Consider the following 16,531-nt stretch of genomic DNA (forward strand, 5'->3'; position numbering starts at 1 on the left):
AGCGGGATGGTGCTGTCACGCGGGCCGCTGGCATTTCACTCATATGCCGGAGGAAGGGAGGGCTTCAAACACCGGTAGGTGAAGACCCGCTCGATGAACTCCTCCCGGAACCCCTGGTCGTCCAGCCGCCCCTCCTCTGCCACCGGCAAAAGCGGGAAGCGGGCCGTCAGGGCTGCGGCGAACAGGCCGCTGCCGCTCCCGGCCGTTCCGTTATCGCCGTAGACCGGGACCTGCGCCACACCGCAACTGGGCGAATTCCTTTTGAAGATGAAGCCGCACAGGTCCTCGCCCTCCAACTCCCTGACCTTCATCCGGCACCAGGCCTGCATCCGGTCGGTCAGGTCGATGCGGCTTTGGGTGGTCACCAGGCGCGGGGCGGCCGGGTCCCCCTCCAGGCGCATGGCCTCCCGGGGGATGGACAGGCCGCACCCCACCTCGGGACAGACCGGTACGAACCGGAAAAGGGGGCCCAGGCGGTCGGTGAGGTCGCGGTCGTGTTTGTGGCCGCCGTCGTAGCGGACCAACTCCCCCAGCAGGCAGGAACTGACGCCAATGACGCCGGGGACGGCTGCCGGCTCAGGTTCAGGGTTGCAGGGTGCCATCTTCGATGATCAGCTCATACTTGTAGCCGGCGCCGAAATCCCGGTCCTTGCTGAGTTTCCCCGCGGCCGTGACCACATCCCCCTCGTTGGGCACCGTTTGGGTGGTGACGGTGAGGTCGTTGGTCTTCTTCTTGGCGCTGCCGCTGCCGTCCCGCAGGTGGACCCAGTTTTTCCCCATGATCCCCGTTGCGACCTTGACGACCTTGCCCCTGACCACGACCTTGTGTTTGTTCAGGGTATTCTTGTTCTTGTAGAGTTCCGCCACCGTATAGGCATTGGGGCCGGTGGCCTTTTCCACCTTGGCCTTGTCGCTTTTGGCGGCGGCTTTCACCGGTGCCGCCTTGGGTGCGCTCGTCGGGGCGGCCTTCTGCTGTGCCACCGGCCCGTTCGAAAAGACGATCCGGTCGAAGGTGCGCTTGAGGGTTTTGCTGGTGAAGTTGGGGATCTCGCCCCCGGGGCTGAACGACATCTTCTGCCCCACGGTCACGCTCATCTCGGGGACGGCCACCCAACTCTTCACTCCGTTGTTCTCCAGGCCGACATAGGTATATCCCCCCGCGTCCATGGTTTCCACCACGGTGCCGGAAAGGGGGAGCGGTGCTTGCTGCGAACCGGTCCGGGCCGCGGAACGGTTGCTGAAGGTCCCTTTGGGAAACCCGTGGGCAACCTGGCCCGCCGCGATGAAAGAGATGGTGAAAATGATGCTCAACAACGGTGCGCTTCGTGTCATGTACGGCTCCTTTGGGAGGGTGTTTGCGGGAAATCATATTGTTTTCCGGTGTGATGCACAAGCCTTATTTCGTACCCGCCCCGTCCCGGCCTGCACGGCGTTTTTACACATTGGGGTATTGTTACTCGTGGGGAAATCTGCTAAAACGTGACCCATTATGGGCGAATCGGTGCCTAGCCGCGGGAAAGCGGCCAGGCATCCTGCGCCCAATCACATCCGGACACAATCTTTCCCTACTTTGGGGGATTGTTGCCGCCGAGAAAGTTTGTTAAAACGACCCATGAAGATTCCGGTAGTATTTATCGACGGCACCCCCGGCGTTGTGGGGGATGATGAACTCGAATCGTTCATCCAGAAAAGGCGCATCCTCTCCTTCCGCCGTTCCGGGGAGTGGGTCAGGGTTGCCAAGGACCCCCTGCGGGGCTCGTCCGGCAAGAAGGCCTATGACGGGAAAGAACGAAGAAAGGCGTAAGGGGCTCACGATGCGCATCCTTTTCACCACCATGCTGTTCCTTATTCTGTCCCCCCTGGCAGGGGCGGCCCTTGCCGACGACAGGTCCGACTGCCTCAACAGTTGCACAAGCGACAAGCGGTCGAGCGATATGTACTGTCCTCCGGCCGGCGGCTACTCGGACGAAGACCACCGGCAGTGCTTGGAGAAGAACGCCGCCGCCTACGGCGAGTGCGCCAAGGCCTGTTCCCCGGCCCCGGAACCGCCGCCCGCTACAGCTCCCGAACCGCCCCCCGCGCCGGCCGATCCGCCACCCGCACCGCCCGAGGGGGCCCCGGCCGGGGATAAATAGGAATGAGCAGGAACCGGCTCACCATCGCCTACCATGGGGCATCCCCGTGCGCACCGGCATGATCCTCAAAATTTGTACGTAAGCCACGTGGTCAGGTAATCCACATCCTCTCCCGGTCCCGATTCCTTCAAAAAGCTGCCGGCAAAAAAATGTCCATATATGGCGACAAAGGACAGGTGCCGGTCGATGTCCCAGAGCAGTTGCCCCTGGGACATGCTGCCGATGTAGCGGGCAGCGCTCGTCTTGCCGGAGCGGACGAGAGCCACGGCGTTGTTGTACAGTCCGTCGTGGGTGCTCTCCCGCCAGAAAAAATCCCAGTCGAAGATCAAGGCGAGATGGTCGGCAAGGTGGAGGTCGATGCAGGGGTTCAGGTCTATGAAGTTGGCCGGCCCGATCAGTCCCGCCTCGCTGAAATAGGCTCCTTTGGGGAAGAGCGGGTTGAAGGTTTCCAAGTCATGGGTGGCCGGGGCGTCGTCACCGCTGGCGATATCCGCCCGCAGGCCGAATCGTGGACGGAGCGGAAGCGACGAGAGGGTGTAGCCGGTGTCCGAAGCGACCGTCCAGGCTTGAATAGCGCCGGTGCCGAAACTCCCCCACTGGTAGATGGCTTCGAAGTTGTAATCGAGGGGCGCCGCTGTGCGCCAGAGCCGTGCCCCCAGGGAATGCCGCGTTTCCCGTGCAGTCCCCTGGTCGAAGCCGGCCTTGCCCCGATAGACCCCCATATAGTAGACATCCAGGTTCCCCTGGGGAAGAAGCGGGAACGGCAGCACCCCATAGGCCCCCCAGAGGGCCTTGGCGTTGTCCGTCCCGTCGTCGAAGGCATACCGGTTGGTCTGGACCGGCTTGGCGGCAAACCCATCGATCCTGAATTCTCCCGTGCGGTACATGAGCCGGAAACCGTCGAAGCTCTGGCGTACGTTTGGTCCTTCCCGCACCGAGACGAGCCGCTGGGAGCCGTAGGCCAGTTCCTGCCGCCCGGAGCGCAGGGTCAGGGAGGCTGCGTCGGATAGATCGAGCTTCAGGTCCAAAAAGGCTTGGTGCAGGTCCAATTCGTCCCGGTCGGTCGGTCGCGGTCCGCCTCTGCGACCATTTTCCAGGCTGCTCTGGAACTGGCTGAAGATGCGCAGGTTCTCGCCCATCCTGAGGTCGCCGTGCAGGAAGTATCTCTGGAGGAGGTAGCCGGAGTCTTGCGGGTCCTTGCCCCAGTTTGGGTGGTTGAAGTATTCGTAGCGTTCCCGCGCCTCACCGCCCAGGGAGAGATACCAGGAGCCAGTCCGGTTGAACGGGAGGTATTTGACCGGGTCCCAGATGTCGGTATTCAGGGCCGGATCGCGCAGGTAGCCGTAATCCTCGTCGGCGCGATTCAGTAAGTAACCCCGGAAGCTGTCCGGTGGCTCCCCGAAGCCGGCAGAGGAAGGCGCCGGAAGAGCGAGCAACGATACCCCGATAGTAGCCACCCAAACCGCCTGAAAAAGCTTCATCGCACCGCCTCCCCTAAAAGTGTTCACCCCTGCCTTTCCGCACCGATATCCTGTCCTTGGCCGACCGCTCCCAGAAGCTGCCCCGCCAGTTGTCCACCGAATCCTCGGCAGCGATCCAGGGAGGAAGGGCGATCTGGAAGTGGGCGGCAAGCTCGTGGACGTACGGCTCGTACAAAAGGCGCAATTCACGCAGCTTCCGGTCGAAGGCCTCGCCCTGCCGCAGGTGCTGCCCGCTTTCGGCCAGAAGGAGGCGCAGTTCCTCCAGCCGCCCCGGGGGCAGCCGGTCCGGGATCGACTCCCGCGGGGCGGTCCTGAAGACCAGGGAGAGGTCGATGACCGCGTGGCGGGCCATGGCGAAGGTCAACTCCGCCTGGCGCTCGCAGGCCCCCTCCAGGCCGGCCATGACCAGTGCGCAGGTGTCCATGATCGCGGCCAGGGCCGCCAGCCACGACTGGTTGTCGTGCTGGGAGCGGAAATAGGCCAGGACCGGATAGGAGAGGTGCCCCTCCAGGAACTCCGCCGACCAGCGCTCCCATTCGTGCAGGAGCTGGCGCAGCGCCTCCTTGCCGTGTTCGTAGCCGTGGCGGCGGAGCATCTCCGAGGCGGTGGGAGGCGAGCCGGCCCGGGCGTCCAGGAGGGAGATGCTCACCTCCCGGCGGGCGAAGGACTGGTTGAGGGCCGGCAGGTAGCCGATCACCAAGGCGAGAAAGGCGAATCCCATGCCCGATTCCACCACTACCAGGAGGCGCGCCAGGGGGGTGCGGGGAACGACGTCCCCCAGCCCCAGGGTGAAGAAGGTGGTGCCGCTCAGGTACAGGTCGGTGAGGAAGCCGCTGGCCCCGTCCCGGGCCAGCACCGCCGAGCCGAGGGCCCAGTGGATGAGGGCAAAGCCGCAGATCAGGCCGAAGGCCCAGAAGCTCAGGAGCAAGAGGAGCGACAGGGGACCGAAATAGCTGAGCCAGGTCTCCTGCCGCCGGGCGGGGATCAGGGCTATGACCATCCGCACCCAGGGACGCCAGCTGCTCCGGTAGAAAAACCGGGTGAGGCGGAAACGGCGCGTCACCCGGCGCGGCAGGACGATGGTCTCGAACCCCTCCCACAGGACCAGGAGGACCAGGGCAATGCCGGATATGATCGCCAGGACCGTCACGTTATCTGCTCTTGATGAAGGTGCCGTTCTGGAATTCCTCGAAGGCGACCCGCAACTCTTCCTGGGTGTTCATGACGATGGGGCCGTACCAGGCCACCGGCTCATGGAGCGGTTTCCCCGCGATGAACAGGAACCGGACCGGCTGCTCTCCCGCCACGACCTGCACCTCGCTCCCTTCCCGCTTGTAGAGGACCACGGTCTCGGGGCCGCAGATGCAGCGCCGGTCCAGGTCCATCCACCCCGCGCCCGCCATCTCGTAGGCAAAGGCGTCACGCTGCTCGTCGAAATACCCCTCGCCGTCCAGCACGTAGGCGATGGCGGTGTGTCCCGCCGTGACCGGGTGGCGAAAGGTGGCGCCGGCCGGGATGCTCACATCCAGCATCTCCGGATCGATCACGATGTCCCGCACCGGCCCCTGGACCCCATTGACCCGGCCGCTGACGACCTTGATCCTGACCCCCGTATCCAGGGTGACCTCCGGGATGTCGGCCGCCCTCACGTCCCGGTAGCGGGGCGCCATCATCTTCTGGCCGGCCGGCAGGTTGGCCCAAAACTGGAAGCCCCACATCATGCCGGTGGGGCTTTTCTGGGGCATCTCCTGGTGGATGATGCCGCTGCCGGCGGTCATCCACTGCACGTCGCCGGGGCCGATGACCCCCTTGTTGCCCATGCTGTCCCCATGTTCCACCAGGCCTTCCAGGACATAGGTGATGGTCTCGATGCCCCGGTGGGGGTGCCAGGGAAAGCCGGGCAGATACTCGGCCGGGTTGGCGGTGTGGAAGTCGTCCAGCATCAGGAACGGGTCGAACAGCGGCACCTGGGAGTTGCCAAAGGCGCGTTTCAGGTGGACGCCGGCCCCCTCCACGGTGGGACGGCTCTTGTACAGTTTGTCGATGGCGCGGGTGGTCATGGGGGAATTTCCTTTCAGGGAGATTTGGGGTGTATGAGTCCCATAGGACCTATGGGACTCATACACCCCACAATCATATCAGAATGCAAAGCATGTACAACCGACCCCCCAGGGACCGTCCTCGCCGAATACCCGGTGGGTATGCCGGTGGAGCGGGTCGTCGCATGAGACGGCCGCTGCCAGGGCGGGCGCCTCGGGCGCGCCGTGCCCATCCCGGTACGCCCCGCCGTAGACGCCCGTGGGCGACCAGTCGGGAGAGACCGGCGGCAGGGGCGGCGCCAGGGAGGCAAAGTCGCCCGCCCCATGGACGATGCGCCCCCCCATGATGGTCAACAGCGACTCGATCCCCTTGATCTCCTCGTCGGGCACGCTGAAGTAGTCGGCCGACAGCACCGACAGGTCGGCGAGTTGCCCCACCGCGATCCGCCCCTTTTTGCCGGCGTCCCCGGAAAACCATGAACTCCCCTCGGTGTAGAGGCCAAGGGCCGTGGCCCGGTCCAGGCGGTTCTCCTCGCCGTACAGGGAGAGGCCGCCCACGGTCTTGCCGGTCACCAGCCAGTAGAGCGAGACCCAGGGGTTGTAGCTCGCCACCCTGGTGGCGTCCGTGCCGGCGCCCACCGGAATCCCCATGCGGAGCATGGTCGAGATGGGCGGGGACATGCTGGCCGCTTTTTTCCCGTAGCGCGCCACGAAGTACTCGCCCTGGAAGGCCATGCGGTCCTGGATGGCGATGCCGCCCCCCAGGCGGCGCACCCGCTCCATGTTCCGCTCCGAGATGGTCTCGGCATGGTCGAAGAACCAGCGCAGCCCGTCGAAGGGGATCTCCCGGTCGATGGCCTCGAACACGTCCAGAAAACGGGTGATGGATTCATCGTAGGTGGCGTGCAGCCGAAACGGCCAGCGTTTCTCCACCAGCAGGGCCACCACCTTTTTCAGCTCCGCCTCCAAGACCGGTTGCAGGTCGGGGCGCGGCTCCAGGAAGTCCTCGAAGTCGGCGGCGGAAAAGACCAGCATCTCGCCTGCGCCGTTTACCTTGTAGACATCGTTCCCCTTTCCCGGTTCGGTGATCTCGGCCCAGTGGGCAAAGTCGTCGTACTCCTGACCGGGGCGCTGGGTGAACAGGTTGTAGGCGATGCGCAGGGTCAGTTCGTCCCGTCCCGCCAACTCCTCCACCACCCGGTAGTCGTCGGGGTAGTTCTGGAAGCCGCCGCCGGCGTCGATGCAACTGGTGATTCCGAGCCGGTTCAGCTCGCGCATGAAGTGGCGGGTGGAGTTGACCTGGTCGTCGAAGCCGAGCTTCGGCCCCTTGGCCAGGCTGGCGTAGAGGATCAGGGCGTTGGGCTTGGCGATCAACAGGCCGGTGGGATTGCCCCCCCTGTCCCGCTGGATCTCCCCGCCGGTTGGATTGGGGGTCTCCTTCGTGTACCCCAGGGCTCGGAGTCCGGCCCGGTTGACGAACGCCCGGTCGTACAGGTGCAGGACAAAGACCGGGGTGTCCGGCGCGGCGGCGTTGATCTCCTCCAGAGTCGGCATGCGCCGCTCGACGAACTGGAACTCGGTCCAGCCGCCGATGACCCGCACCCACTGGGGCGGCGGGGTGCGGCGGGCCTGCTCGCGCAGCATGCGCAGCGCCAGGGTCAGGGACGGAACGCCGTCCCAGCGCAGTTCCATGTTGAAGTTGAGGCCGCCCCGGATGACGTGGATGTGGGAATCGTTCAGGCCGGGGATGACGGTGTGTCCTTTGAGGTCGATCCGCCTGGTCGCGGCGGGGGCATCCTTGAGCAGCTCTTCGCCGCCCAGGGCGGTGATCTTGCCGTCGCTCAGGGCAAGGGCGGAAACCGTGGAAGGGACACCATCCGCTGCGGCAATGGCGCCGTTATACAGAATCATGTCAGGTGCGTTCATAGCGCTACCCCCTTTGAGGGCGGTGTTCCAGCCAGGGGTGGAGGCTAGTGCCCGGCGCCGGCCCGGCTGGGAGGTGCGCCGTGCACCATGGTGTAGGCGTACTCCACGCCCTGGCCGTAGGCTCCGCACAGTTCCTTGACCACCGCCATGACGTCGTTGTAGGTCTCTTTGTGCGCCCAGTCACGTTGGTACTCGAGAAGTACCTGGAGCGCGGTCACCGGGATTGCGCCCGCCTGTTCCATGCGCCGCATGGCCGCGTTGTGCGCCGTTACCGAAGTGCCCCCCGAGGCGTCCTCCACGGCATAGACCTCGAACCCGGCCCTCATGGCCTCCAGGGCCGGGAAGGTCAGGCAGACCTCGGTCCAGAGGGCGGCCATGACCAGCTTGCTTCTCCCGGTCGCCTTCACCGCGGCGACGAACTCCTCGCTTTCCCACGAGTTCATGGAACTGCGCTCGATCGGTTCCTGGCCGGGAAAGATGTCCAGGAGTTGGGGCCACATATTGCCCGAGAAGCTCTTCGTCTCAACGGTGGTGAGGATGACGGGGACCTTGAAGATCTGGGCCGCTTTGGCCAGCAGCAGGACATTGTTGAAAAGGGTCTGGCGGTCGATGTTGGCAACCCCGAAAGTCATCTGGGGCTGAAAGTCGATGAAGATGACGGCGCTGTTGGCCGGGTTGAGTAGTTCTGTTTTCATGGGAATCCCTCCCCCCCCCCATATAGGACTATTTTTATCCTTAATGTCAGTTTAAGTCCTTTCAAAAAAAAGTTGCAACAGTAAAATGCGGCCGGGAGAGGGGAGCGGTCCAAGCCCTCTCTTCCCTCCGCGCCCAATAAGAAAGGCCGGGCAGCACGAAAGGGTATCTCCTTCGGCGGCCCGGCCATGTCCGGCGGGACGTTCCTCACTCCGTTTCAAGGGAGTAGGGGCGCAGCGCTTGCGTCCTGTCGTGCAACGCCCCGTAATGGGCGAACACCGGTTTAATCCACGTCGTACACCCACACGTCCATATGGGAAGCATGGATGCGGTCCCTGATGATGGCGCCGGTCCCGTCGTTGATGATCAGCGAGGAGACGGAGCAGGAAGCCGGTGCAGGAGAGCCGCTCGTCGCCGTGTCCACGCATTTTTTCAAGGCTGCGAACTCCTGGTTGGCATTGTGGAGACATGCCGCGTGTTTCAAAAGGCACTCGGTGGGGAAGGTAAGGTGCAACGCCATCTTCCTGCCGTTGACAAAGCCGATGGCGATAATCCTGAGTTGGGTTGCATCCTGTTTTGTGGTGACGGAGACCTGTCTGTTGGCGGGGGTATAGCTGTGATTGCCGGATTTATACGCCTCAAGGGCGGTCCGGGATTCCAGGTAGAGATCGCCGAGGCCTGTCGGCTTTTCGGTACAGCCGGACAGCGCCATGAAGATCACTGCCCAAAGGAACATCCGATCTGCTGCGGCACTGCGCATCTCCGGCCACCTCCTTAGAAAGCTGGCGTAGGCATAACCCGGAACGCCTCACGGATCTCCTCCATCCGGCGACGGTTTTTCCCCAGGTCGGAATACCCGAGCCGCGAGGCGGAGCGTACCTGGATGCTGCTCCGTTCCCGGTCCAGCAGAAATTCGGCATCATCCGTAAAGAGGGTTGTCCGTAGCTCGGCCCGCAGATACCCGGGGCGTTCTTCGATGATGGTCGCATCGGCCCGTCGGGAGAGAAGCTGTTTCAGGCGGGCAAAGGCGGCCTCCGGTTCGCCCGTGAACGACAGGGGCGCAATCCGGTGCCGCTCGTCGCCAGACTGGCTCAGCACACAGTTGGGCGAGGGGGGGCAGGCGGTCAGCCGGCCGTCCCGCACCCCCAGGTTGGTGGGGCGTTCGCCGGTGCACGCGGCCAAAAGGCCTGACAGTATGCCCATGATGATGTCCGCTCGCAAAATATGGCCCATACGCCCCTTCGCTGTCCGGACCGCGCATGGCGGCTTGTTCCTTGGCGGACCACCGATTTTTCAGTATACGCGCATAAAAATAATTTCAACAGACTGTTTTTATCCGCCCGGGCCGGTTATACTTCAGTCAGGTAGAAGGAAGTACAAACCAGGTGTAAGGAGGCGTGATTTTCTATGGATGACACGCCACCGGGCCGGTATGACACATAGGATGTGAAACAGTTCCGGGCGGCCAAAGCCCGGATCATTCCTGACTGGAACCAATACGAGAAAAATGAGCCCACCGAATTGCTTGGTGGGCTCTTCTCGTATATGACCGGGCTAGACCCGGAACATCCTGACCATATCCTGCAACTCCACGGAGAGCCGGGACAGGCTCGAGGACGATTGGGAGATGTCCATGGAACTCTTGGCGCTCATCTCCACCACATCGGAAATCTGCTGAATATTGTTGGATATCTCCCGGGTCGTGGCGGTCTGCTCCTCCGCAGCCGTGGCGATCTGGCTGATCTGCGTGGTCACCTCGTTGATCTTTTCCAGAATCTCCTCCAGCGCCTGACCGGAGCGGGCGGCTTCGTTCGTTCCCTGCTCCACCTCCCGGACCCCCTCCTCCATGGCGGCCACCGCCTGGCGGGTCTCTCCCTGGATATTCTTGATCATCTCGCCGATCTCGCGGGTGGCCCGCGCGGTGCGTTCGGCCAGGGCCCGAACCTCGTCGGCGACCACCGCAAACCCGCGTCCCTGCTCTCCGGCGCGGGCCGCCTCGATGGCCGCGTTCAGGGCCAGCAGGTTGGTCTGGTCGGCAATATCCTCGATGGTGGCCACGATCGCGCCGATCTGGTCGGAACGGGTGCCCAACTGTTCCACCACGGTGGCGGAACTGCGCACCTTGCCGGCGATGCGGCTCATGCCGTCCACCGTGCTCCTGACGATGGCGGCGCCGGCCTGGGCCGTCTTGCTGGCCTGGTTGGAACTCTCCGCCGCCCGGTGGCAGTTGTTGGCGATATCCATGCTGGTGGCCGACATCTCTTCGCTGGCCGTGGCCACGGTGTTGGCCTGGCCGACGACCTGGTGGGAGGCGCTGGCCATCTGATCGGCGTTGCTGCTCAACTGCACCGATGCCGAGGCCACCTCCTGGGAACTCTTGTTGACCTTGTCCATGACCTGGCGCAACTGCTCCACCATCCGGCGCATGGCCTCATAGATTCCGCCACTGCCCTGCTCGAAACAGTAGGTCAGATCGCCGGCCGCCACCTGCTGGGTGATCTCCTCCAGATGGGCCGGTTCGGTGCCGATATGGAGCAGCAGGCGCCTGGTGACGAAGATCGAGATGACGGAGATGAGGATGATCAGGACCAGAGTGACGCCGATGATCAGATAGATTCCCTGTCTGAGGCTTGTCATGCTCTCGTCGGCGGCCTTCTTGACCAGTGCGTCCAGGTCGTCCACGTAGTTGCCGGTGCCGATCACCCAGCCGAAGGGCTTGAATTCCACCGAGTAGCCCCGTTTCGGAGCGGGGGTCGTTTCACCCGCCCGGGGGAACCAGTAGTCGGTGAAGCCGCCACCCGGCTGTCTCCCGTTCCGGATGATCTCCCGGACGAGGTATTTACCCTTGGCGTCCTGGGAATCAATGCGACTCTTGCCTTCGACCGGCTTGCCCAAAATGACGACGTTGATCCCCTCGGTCGTATCGGCCCAGAAATAGCCGTCCTTGCCGTACTTCAGACCGCGCAGCAGGTCGGCGCCCTGTTTCCGGGCCACTTCCGGCGATACGCCCTCCTTCTGGGCGCGGTCGTAGACCGCCTGCAACAGGCTGACGGCCGTCTCCACCTCGTTTCGCGCCTGGACGTCGAAATCGTTGAACAGGGATTTCTTATACATTTCGATGGATCTGTGGTACGAGGCCACGTACTCCTTCAAGGCGATGCAGGTGGTCGCCAATGCCAGCCCGATGCTGCACGCCAGCACCATGAAGAGAATCTTGTTCCCGAACCTTACTCCCTGTTTTCCCGTAGCCATGTCGCCTCCCCCTGTCGTAAGAACAAATTTTAGCTGCGGCACCGGAATCATCGCCACGGCGTTGAAGACGGAGCAAGTATATCAGAAAAATATAAGATATCTCTGGTGGGGGCTACGGAGCTTCAATGCGGTTTCGGCCGTTGCTCTCCGCCGGGCGCGGCGCCTCGCCGGCGCGTTCCGGCAGGGATGCTCCGCAGTTCCGTAATGTCGATGCTGATGGTGACCGGAAGCGCCGTCAAAGCGCATCGATCGGGGGGCACGGGACACGGGTATCGAAAGAGCGTCACGGCGTCAACGGCAAAATAGTGAATTCTGAAATACGAGAAGCGGCTGTTGCCTGTTCCGGGCGGCCGGACATCGGGAAGACGGCCGTGGCGGGGCCTAGCGTCTACGCGCGATGAAGAAGAGGATGAGACCGAAGATCAGTCCGCACAGGATGATGGTATTTGCCAAGGTGTGCATGGGATAAGATTAGCATTAGTCGGGTAACCAATACAAATAAAACCTCCAGGGGGCGTGTTTTTCCCCTCCCGCCGGGGTGCCGGGCTGCCGCCGCGCCGGGATTCTGCGGGGGATTCGGCCCCTCGTGCGTGCCGTTCCCCCACGCATCCGCCCCGGCGCAGGGGGGTCACTCATCCTGTTTGGTGTCGCAGTCGAGCACCATCCCCCGGGCGTCGAAGAAGACGATGATGAAAAAGTGCCCGGGCCCGGTGCCGGGGGCGGCATCCGACGACCTGTGCTTGCTGACGGTCCAGTAGGTCCAGATCTCGGAAGCGGTATACTTGGCCGGCAGCGGCTCGCTCCCGGGCACCTGGCGCAGGGGGACCTGCCGTTCGGCAGACTGGGGCTCGCCCAGAAGGGCCCGTACCTGGGCCTTGTTCGTGGTGCCTTTGCGGATGGCCGCAGCCGCCGCAGGGCCGAGGTGCTTCGTGGGAAAAACGGGGCGGTACATGAAGAGCAGCACAATGGCAATGAGCATTGTGCCGAGCAGAAGTCGTATCAATCCAGGCGCTCCATCATCATGGATTTTCCAACAGGCCGGACGTGTTCCGATCCGTCGCACCATTCCCTCCTTTTCTACCCGATGGACCCCCAACTTTCAATATAAATTCAAGGGAGGCGATTGCATCCGCCCCGCGGGGCCCAAGGCTCTGGAACGCTTTTGCCTGGGGACGGCGGCAAGGCCGGCGGGACTGACTGCCGCGCCGGCGGGCAAATTAATTTGTAACCAACGGCATGGCATCTGCGTTCAATGGATATATACTTTCATTCGGAGTACGGGCAGGCCCCGGCCAAACGGGCTTACCGTTCCGTTGGTTTCCGGTACGCTGTAGATGGACCCCACGTCCATGGAGAGAGACATGAAAACATTTCTGATCACGGTACCTGCGGCGTTCCTCGCCCTGGGGCTCCTGGCAGGCAGCGCGGCGTATGCCGACGGCGACCGGTATGACCCGGCCGACGAGGGGGAGCAGGCGTATGACGCGCCCTTCACGGCTGCGGAACTGGACGACCTGCTCGCCCCCATCGCCCTCTATCCCGACCCGCTGCTTGCCCAAATCCTCCCGGCGGCCACGTTCAGCGACCAGATCGATGCGGCGGCCCGCTACGTCGGGCAGTACGGCCAAACGGCCCGGATCGACGACCAGCCGTGGGACGTGAGCGTCAAGGCGGTGGCCCACTATCCCAGCCTGCTTGCCATGATGGACCAGAAGTTCGACTGGACCATCTCCCTGGGGCAAGCCTATATCAACCAGCAGCAGGATGTGATGGACTCGATCCAGCGGCTGCGCGCCGAGGCGGAGGCCAGGGGCAATCTCGGTTCCACCCCGGAACAGCAGGTGGTGGATTCGGGCGGGGTCATCAGCATCGACCCGGCCGCGCCCGATGTGATCTATGTTCCCCAGTACGACCCCCAGATGGTGTATATGGAGCCGGGGTACGGGTTCTTTACGTTCGGCACCGGATTTATCATCGGCGCCTGGCTGAACCGCGATTGCGACTGGCACGGCCGGCGCATCTACTACCACGGCTGGCAGGGCGGGGGATGGATCGGCCGGTCCCGGCTCCATGTCCGGGGCGGGAACAGCATCTACATCAATAACCGCTACCGGACGATCAGCGTCAACAGGGGGGCGCTGCAACACGATACCACGCGCTATCGCGGGGAGATTCGCCGCACCGTGCAACTCCGTCCCGCTCTCCCGGGCCGCCCGGCACCTTCGGCCAGGGGTGGGCAGGGCGCTCCGGCTGCGGTCGGCACCCGCCCGCCGGCTGCCGCCAACGTGTACCGGGGCCGTGACGTCCAGAGGTCGCAGCCGGCATCCCAAACCGGCTACGGCGGTTACGGCAGCAGCAGGGACGCCGCTACCTACCGTCAGCGCGGCCAGACGAGCAGGGGAGCCATGCAGCCGGTCAACCGGACACCCTCCATGGGCGCACCGGCCCAGAGGGCGGTCTCGCGTCCGGCGCCAGCCTCCCGCCCGGCGCCGTCCGGCGGCGGAGGCGGCGGAGGCGGCGGCCTGCGGCGGCAACGCTAGTAAGGGGTGGTCGGTGTCATTGGTTGCGCAGCCGGGTGACCGGTTGCGCTCAGGAAAGGAACGACGCGTATGATGACGGAGAGGGGAAAAGTCTTGTTTCGCGGCTTGGGGGCGTGGTGCCTGGCCGCCCTGCTGGCGGTGGTGGCTGTGTGGCCGGCGGTCGGTGATGCCGCCCCGCCCGTGCCGCTCCAGCAAAGCTTCGCATCGCCCGAGGCGGCCCGCCAGGCCCTGGTGGATGCCGTTCAGCACAAGGACCACGGGGCGCTGGCCAGGATCTTCGGCCCGGTTGCCGTTGAGCTGGAGCCGGGCGATCCGGTGGAACAGGCCGCTGAGTTCGACCACTTCAGCCGCCACGTGCAGGAGGGGATCGGGTTGGTCCGGGAGGGGGAGACAAGGGCAATCCTGGTCATCGGCGCGAAAAAATGGCCGTTCCCCGTGCCGATCGTCAAGCGCGGCGACACCTGGCTGTTCAACATGGAAGAGGGGCGCGAGGAGATCGTCAACCGGCGCGTCGGCCACAACGAACTGCTGGCCATCAACGTCTGCCGGGCCTATGTGGATGCCCAGCGGGAGTATTACGCCATGGCGGAACCGGATGGCGAGCAGTTGCCCAAATACGCCCAACGCATGATCAGCAGGCCGGGCAGAAAGGACGGGCTCTATTGGCCGACCGCGGCCGGCGAGAAAGAGAGCCCCCTCGGCCCCCTGGTCGCCAAGGCGAAGGAAGAAGGGTACATGCGGAAGCATCCGGCCGGCGACCACGGCCCCCGGCCGTACCACGGCTACTACTTCCGCATTCTCACCCGCCAGGGCAAGAACGCGCCGGGCGGCAGGTTCAGTTATGTCATCAACAACAACATGGTGGCCGGCTACGCCCTGGTCGCCTACCCCGCCAAGTGGGGGGTCTCGGGGGTGATGACGTTCATCGTGAACCAGCGGGGCAGGGTGTACGAGAAGAACCTGGGGCCCAAGACCGCGGAGATTGCGCGCAAGCTGAAGGGGTACAATCCGGACCTGACCTGGAAGCTGGTTGACCAGTAGCCCGGAACTGCGGCATCGCGACGCAACGAGACATGGTGCCGAGTACGGCTGGGAGGAATGGGCCGAGGGTATGGGGACAGGCAGGCAGAAACATTCATGGCATACCGGGCTGCAAACGCGCCTCTACCTCGGCAGCGCCGTTATTCTGCTGGCTGGCTTGGGGATTTCCGCCCTGGTCTATCTGGCCGCGGGAGATGTTTCGGATAGCGCTCAAACCTATGAATTTGAGGAGTCGAAGCAATCCCTGCGCGATTTGGAGGTCTACGGCGGCAAGGCGAATGTCCTTGCCGTGGAATTCATGAAGTGGTTCGGCGGGCTGTGGCAGGGGAAATCTCTCGCCTCTACCCTGGCATGCCTTACCCTTCTCCTCTCCTGCGGGCTTTTCCTTGTCGCGTACCGGTGGCCGTTCGACCAGGAATCCGATGGCCGGGCAGAGGACAAAACAGACGATGCCGGCTGAAGGGCACGGCGGTTCGGAAAGCGCTGCCCCGGTGTCGTAGTCACGCCTCGGCGGTCGAAGCAAGATCGCCGGCGGTATCATGCCACCTTTCCCCGTTGACGCAGAATAGCTACCCCCCTCTCCGGCTGAAACGATTGTGTAAAAAATATGTAAATAATGCTTGACTATTTTAGTATAACGAAATATCTTTTACATAGATGGATGAGGTGGGTATATTGATCCCGCCGCTATGTGACCAACAAAACTGCTGACCAGAACTACTGGAGGCCAAGGTTTCCTTTCCCAAATAGGGAAAGCTAATTTTGGCCTTTTTTATTTCAATTGCGGCACCACCACCCATACTAAAGAGGGAATAACCATGAAGAACGGTACCTTCATTACGATTTGCCTGTGCCTTGTCGGTTTTATGCTCAGCGCCTGCGGCACCAGCGGTTCCAGCGCGTCTCCTAACTCAACCGCGACCCTTGCCGTGCCGGCCTCGCCGCCCGGCATCTCCGCGACAAGCGGCACCAATCAGGCGACCGTCTCGTGGAGTCCGGTCAGCGGTGCGACTTCGTACAATATCTATTGGACGAACGACCCCACCCATGTGATGAAGGACATGGGCGCGACGAAAATCGCCGGAGTAACCAGCCCGTACCGCCATACGAACCTGACGGTCGGCACCACGTATGCCTATGTTGTGACGGCGGTGAACGCTTCCGGCGAGAGCGCCGAGTCGGATGTCGCTGCAACGACGACGACGGCCCTTGACGGCCTTGCCCTCTATGCAACGAATTGTTCCGGGTGCCACAACCCGCTGGCGATATCCGAGAAAAAAGGGCGGACCGCCGCCCAGATCCAGACGGCAATTACCGGCAACAGAGGTGGCATGGGCGCTTTGACGGCCCTCACGTCTGCGCAGCTTCAGGCGATAGCGGATGTCCTCGGCTTTTAACCCGCTACGTGGGAGGGGGCGGCCAAG

17 protein-coding genes are annotated in these 16,531 nt (G+C 63.4%); 6 read left to right on the forward strand and 11 right to left on the reverse strand.

The features are described 5' to 3' along the window. Positions 1–35: 35 nt before the first annotated feature. The gene (locus F6V30_RS09560; protein ID WP_151156748.1) at positions 36–602 is read right to left on the reverse strand and encodes a 2-thiouracil desulfurase family protein; all 567 of its coding nucleotides are present in this window, start codon (positions 600–602) and stop codon (positions 36–38) included. Next, the gene (locus F6V30_RS09565; protein ID WP_151156749.1) at positions 583–1,332 is read right to left on the reverse strand and encodes a DNA-binding protein; all 750 of its coding nucleotides are present in this window, start codon (positions 1,330–1,332) and stop codon (positions 583–585) included. Before F6V30_RS09565 ends, F6V30_RS09560 begins: the two co-directional genes overlap by 20 nt. A gap of 280 nt (positions 1,333–1,612) precedes the next feature. Here F6V30_RS09565 and F6V30_RS09570 point away from each other — a divergent pair, with 280 nt between their 5' ends. Together F6V30_RS09570 and F6V30_RS09575 are read left to right on the forward strand one after the other, a co-directional pair. Continuing rightward, on the forward strand, positions 1,613–1,804 hold the full coding sequence (locus F6V30_RS09570) for a GSU3473 family protein (RefSeq protein WP_151156750.1): 192 nt from the start codon (positions 1,613–1,615) through the stop codon (positions 1,802–1,804). A gap of 10 nt (positions 1,805–1,814) precedes the next feature. Continuing rightward, the gene (locus tag F6V30_RS09575) at positions 1,815–2,135 is read left to right on the forward strand and encodes a hypothetical protein (protein ID WP_151156751.1); all 321 of its coding nucleotides are present in this window, start codon (positions 1,815–1,817) and stop codon (positions 2,133–2,135) included. A gap of 65 nt (positions 2,136–2,200) precedes the next feature. Here the strand turns inward: F6V30_RS09575 and F6V30_RS09580 are convergent, their stop codons facing one another. From F6V30_RS09580 to F6V30_RS09620, 9 genes are all read right to left on the reverse strand, one after another. Further along, complete coding sequence (locus F6V30_RS09580) at positions 2,201–3,616, reverse strand: alginate export family protein (RefSeq protein ID WP_151156752.1); 1,416 nt, start codon at positions 3,614–3,616, stop codon at positions 2,201–2,203. Positions 3,617–3,629: 13 nt separating this feature from the next. Further along, positions 3,630–4,766 (reverse strand): potassium channel family protein, encoded by a 1,137-nt coding sequence (locus tag F6V30_RS09585; RefSeq protein WP_151156753.1) that lies wholly within the window; start codon positions 4,764–4,766, stop codon positions 3,630–3,632. Between the two features lies 1 nt (position 4,767). After that, positions 4,768–5,676, reverse strand: a complete 909-nt coding sequence (locus tag F6V30_RS09590; protein ID WP_151156754.1) for a pirin family protein — start codon at positions 5,674–5,676, stop codon at positions 4,768–4,770. A 78-nt stretch (positions 5,677–5,754) separates the two neighbouring features. Beyond that, positions 5,755–7,581, reverse strand: coding sequence for an amidohydrolase (locus F6V30_RS09595; RefSeq protein WP_151156755.1), 1,827 nt, complete (start codon positions 7,579–7,581; stop codon positions 5,755–5,757). Positions 7,582–7,625: 44 nt separating this feature from the next. Then, the gene (locus F6V30_RS09600) at positions 7,626–8,276 is read right to left on the reverse strand and encodes a hydrolase (protein ID WP_151156756.1); all 651 of its coding nucleotides are present in this window, start codon (positions 8,274–8,276) and stop codon (positions 7,626–7,628) included. A gap of 281 nt (positions 8,277–8,557) precedes the next feature. Beyond that, positions 8,558–9,034: a hypothetical protein gene (locus tag F6V30_RS09605; RefSeq protein ID WP_191965638.1), complete on the reverse strand. Its 477-nt coding sequence runs from the start codon at positions 9,032–9,034 to the stop codon at positions 8,558–8,560. A 14-nt stretch (positions 9,035–9,048) separates the two neighbouring features. Beyond that, complete coding sequence (locus F6V30_RS09610) at positions 9,049–9,477, reverse strand: DUF1499 domain-containing protein (protein WP_246163402.1); 429 nt, start codon at positions 9,475–9,477, stop codon at positions 9,049–9,051. A 351-nt stretch (positions 9,478–9,828) separates the two neighbouring features. Continuing rightward, on the reverse strand, positions 9,829–11,526 hold the full coding sequence (locus tag F6V30_RS09615; RefSeq protein ID WP_151156759.1) for a methyl-accepting chemotaxis protein: 1,698 nt from the start codon (positions 11,524–11,526) through the stop codon (positions 9,829–9,831). 628 nt (positions 11,527–12,154) lie between these two features. Beyond that, a complete protein-coding gene (locus F6V30_RS09620; protein ID WP_151156760.1) occupies positions 12,155–12,529 on the reverse strand; it encodes a hypothetical protein in 375 nt (124 codons plus the stop codon). A gap of 358 nt (positions 12,530–12,887) precedes the next feature. Between F6V30_RS09620 and F6V30_RS09625 the strand changes: the two genes are divergently transcribed. From F6V30_RS09625 to F6V30_RS09640, 4 genes are all read left to right on the forward strand, one after another. Further along, positions 12,888–14,066, forward strand: coding sequence for a DUF3300 domain-containing protein (locus tag F6V30_RS09625; RefSeq protein ID WP_151156761.1), 1,179 nt, complete (start codon positions 12,888–12,890; stop codon positions 14,064–14,066). Between the two features lie 69 nt (positions 14,067–14,135). Beyond that, positions 14,136–15,107 carry a DUF2950 domain-containing protein gene (locus F6V30_RS09630; RefSeq protein WP_246163403.1) on the forward strand — a complete coding sequence of 324 codons (972 nt, stop codon included), beginning with the start codon at positions 14,136–14,138 and terminating at the stop codon, positions 15,105–15,107. Then, complete coding sequence (locus F6V30_RS09635) at positions 15,097–15,567, forward strand: hypothetical protein (RefSeq protein WP_151156762.1); 471 nt, start codon at positions 15,097–15,099, stop codon at positions 15,565–15,567. Before F6V30_RS09630 ends, F6V30_RS09635 begins: the two co-directional genes overlap by 11 nt. Positions 15,568–15,925: 358 nt before the next feature. After that, positions 15,926–16,504: a fibronectin type III domain-containing protein gene (locus F6V30_RS09640; protein ID WP_151156763.1), complete on the forward strand. Its 579-nt coding sequence runs from the start codon at positions 15,926–15,928 to the stop codon at positions 16,502–16,504. The last annotated feature ends 27 nt before the right edge of the window (positions 16,505–16,531 follow it).

Origin of the sequence: Oryzomonas sagensis (assembly GCF_008802355.1) — a bacterium.
In the GTDB taxonomy this organism is placed as follows: Bacteria; Desulfobacterota; Desulfuromonadia; order Geobacterales; family Pseudopelobacteraceae; genus Oryzomonas; species Oryzomonas sagensis.

Bases quoted from the DNA above. Each gene is read 5' to 3' on its own strand.
- F6V30_RS09560 (WP_151156748.1), bottom strand. From the start codon at position 602: ATGGCACCCTGCAACCCTGAACCTGAGCCGGCAGCCGTCCCCGGCGTC.
- F6V30_RS09575 (WP_151156751.1), top strand. From the start codon at position 1,815: ATGCGCATCCTTTTCACCACCATGCTGTTCCTTATTCTGTCCCCCCTG.
- F6V30_RS09640 (WP_151156763.1), top strand. From the start codon at position 15,926: ATGAAGAACGGTACCTTCATTACGATTTGCCTGTGCCTTGTCGGTTTT.
- F6V30_RS09595 (WP_151156755.1), bottom strand. From the start codon at position 7,581: ATGAACGCACCTGACATGATTCTGTATAACGGCGCCATTGCCGCAGCG.
- F6V30_RS09605 (WP_191965638.1), bottom strand. From the start codon at position 9,034: ATGCGCAGTGCCGCAGCAGATCGGATGTTCCTTTGGGCAGTGATCTTC.
- F6V30_RS09630 (WP_246163403.1), top strand. From the start codon at position 14,136: ATGATGACGGAGAGGGGAAAAGTCTTGTTTCGCGGCTTGGGGGCGTGG.
- F6V30_RS09570 (WP_151156750.1), top strand. From the start codon at position 1,613: ATGAAGATTCCGGTAGTATTTATCGACGGCACCCCCGGCGTTGTGGGG.
- F6V30_RS09580 (WP_151156752.1), bottom strand. From the start codon at position 3,616: ATGAAGCTTTTTCAGGCGGTTTGGGTGGCTACTATCGGGGTATCGTTG.
- F6V30_RS09625 (WP_151156761.1), top strand. From the start codon at position 12,888: ATGAAAACATTTCTGATCACGGTACCTGCGGCGTTCCTCGCCCTGGGG.
- F6V30_RS09610 (WP_246163402.1), bottom strand. From the start codon at position 9,477: ATGGGCATACTGTCAGGCCTTTTGGCCGCGTGCACCGGCGAACGCCCC.
- F6V30_RS09590 (WP_151156754.1), bottom strand. From the start codon at position 5,676: ATGACCACCCGCGCCATCGACAAACTGTACAAGAGCCGTCCCACCGTG.
- F6V30_RS09565 (WP_151156749.1), bottom strand. From the start codon at position 1,332: ATGACACGAAGCGCACCGTTGTTGAGCATCATTTTCACCATCTCTTTC.
- F6V30_RS09615 (WP_151156759.1), bottom strand. From the start codon at position 11,526: ATGGCTACGGGAAAACAGGGAGTAAGGTTCGGGAACAAGATTCTCTTC.
- F6V30_RS09600 (WP_151156756.1), bottom strand. From the start codon at position 8,276: ATGAAAACAGAACTACTCAACCCGGCCAACAGCGCCGTCATCTTCATC.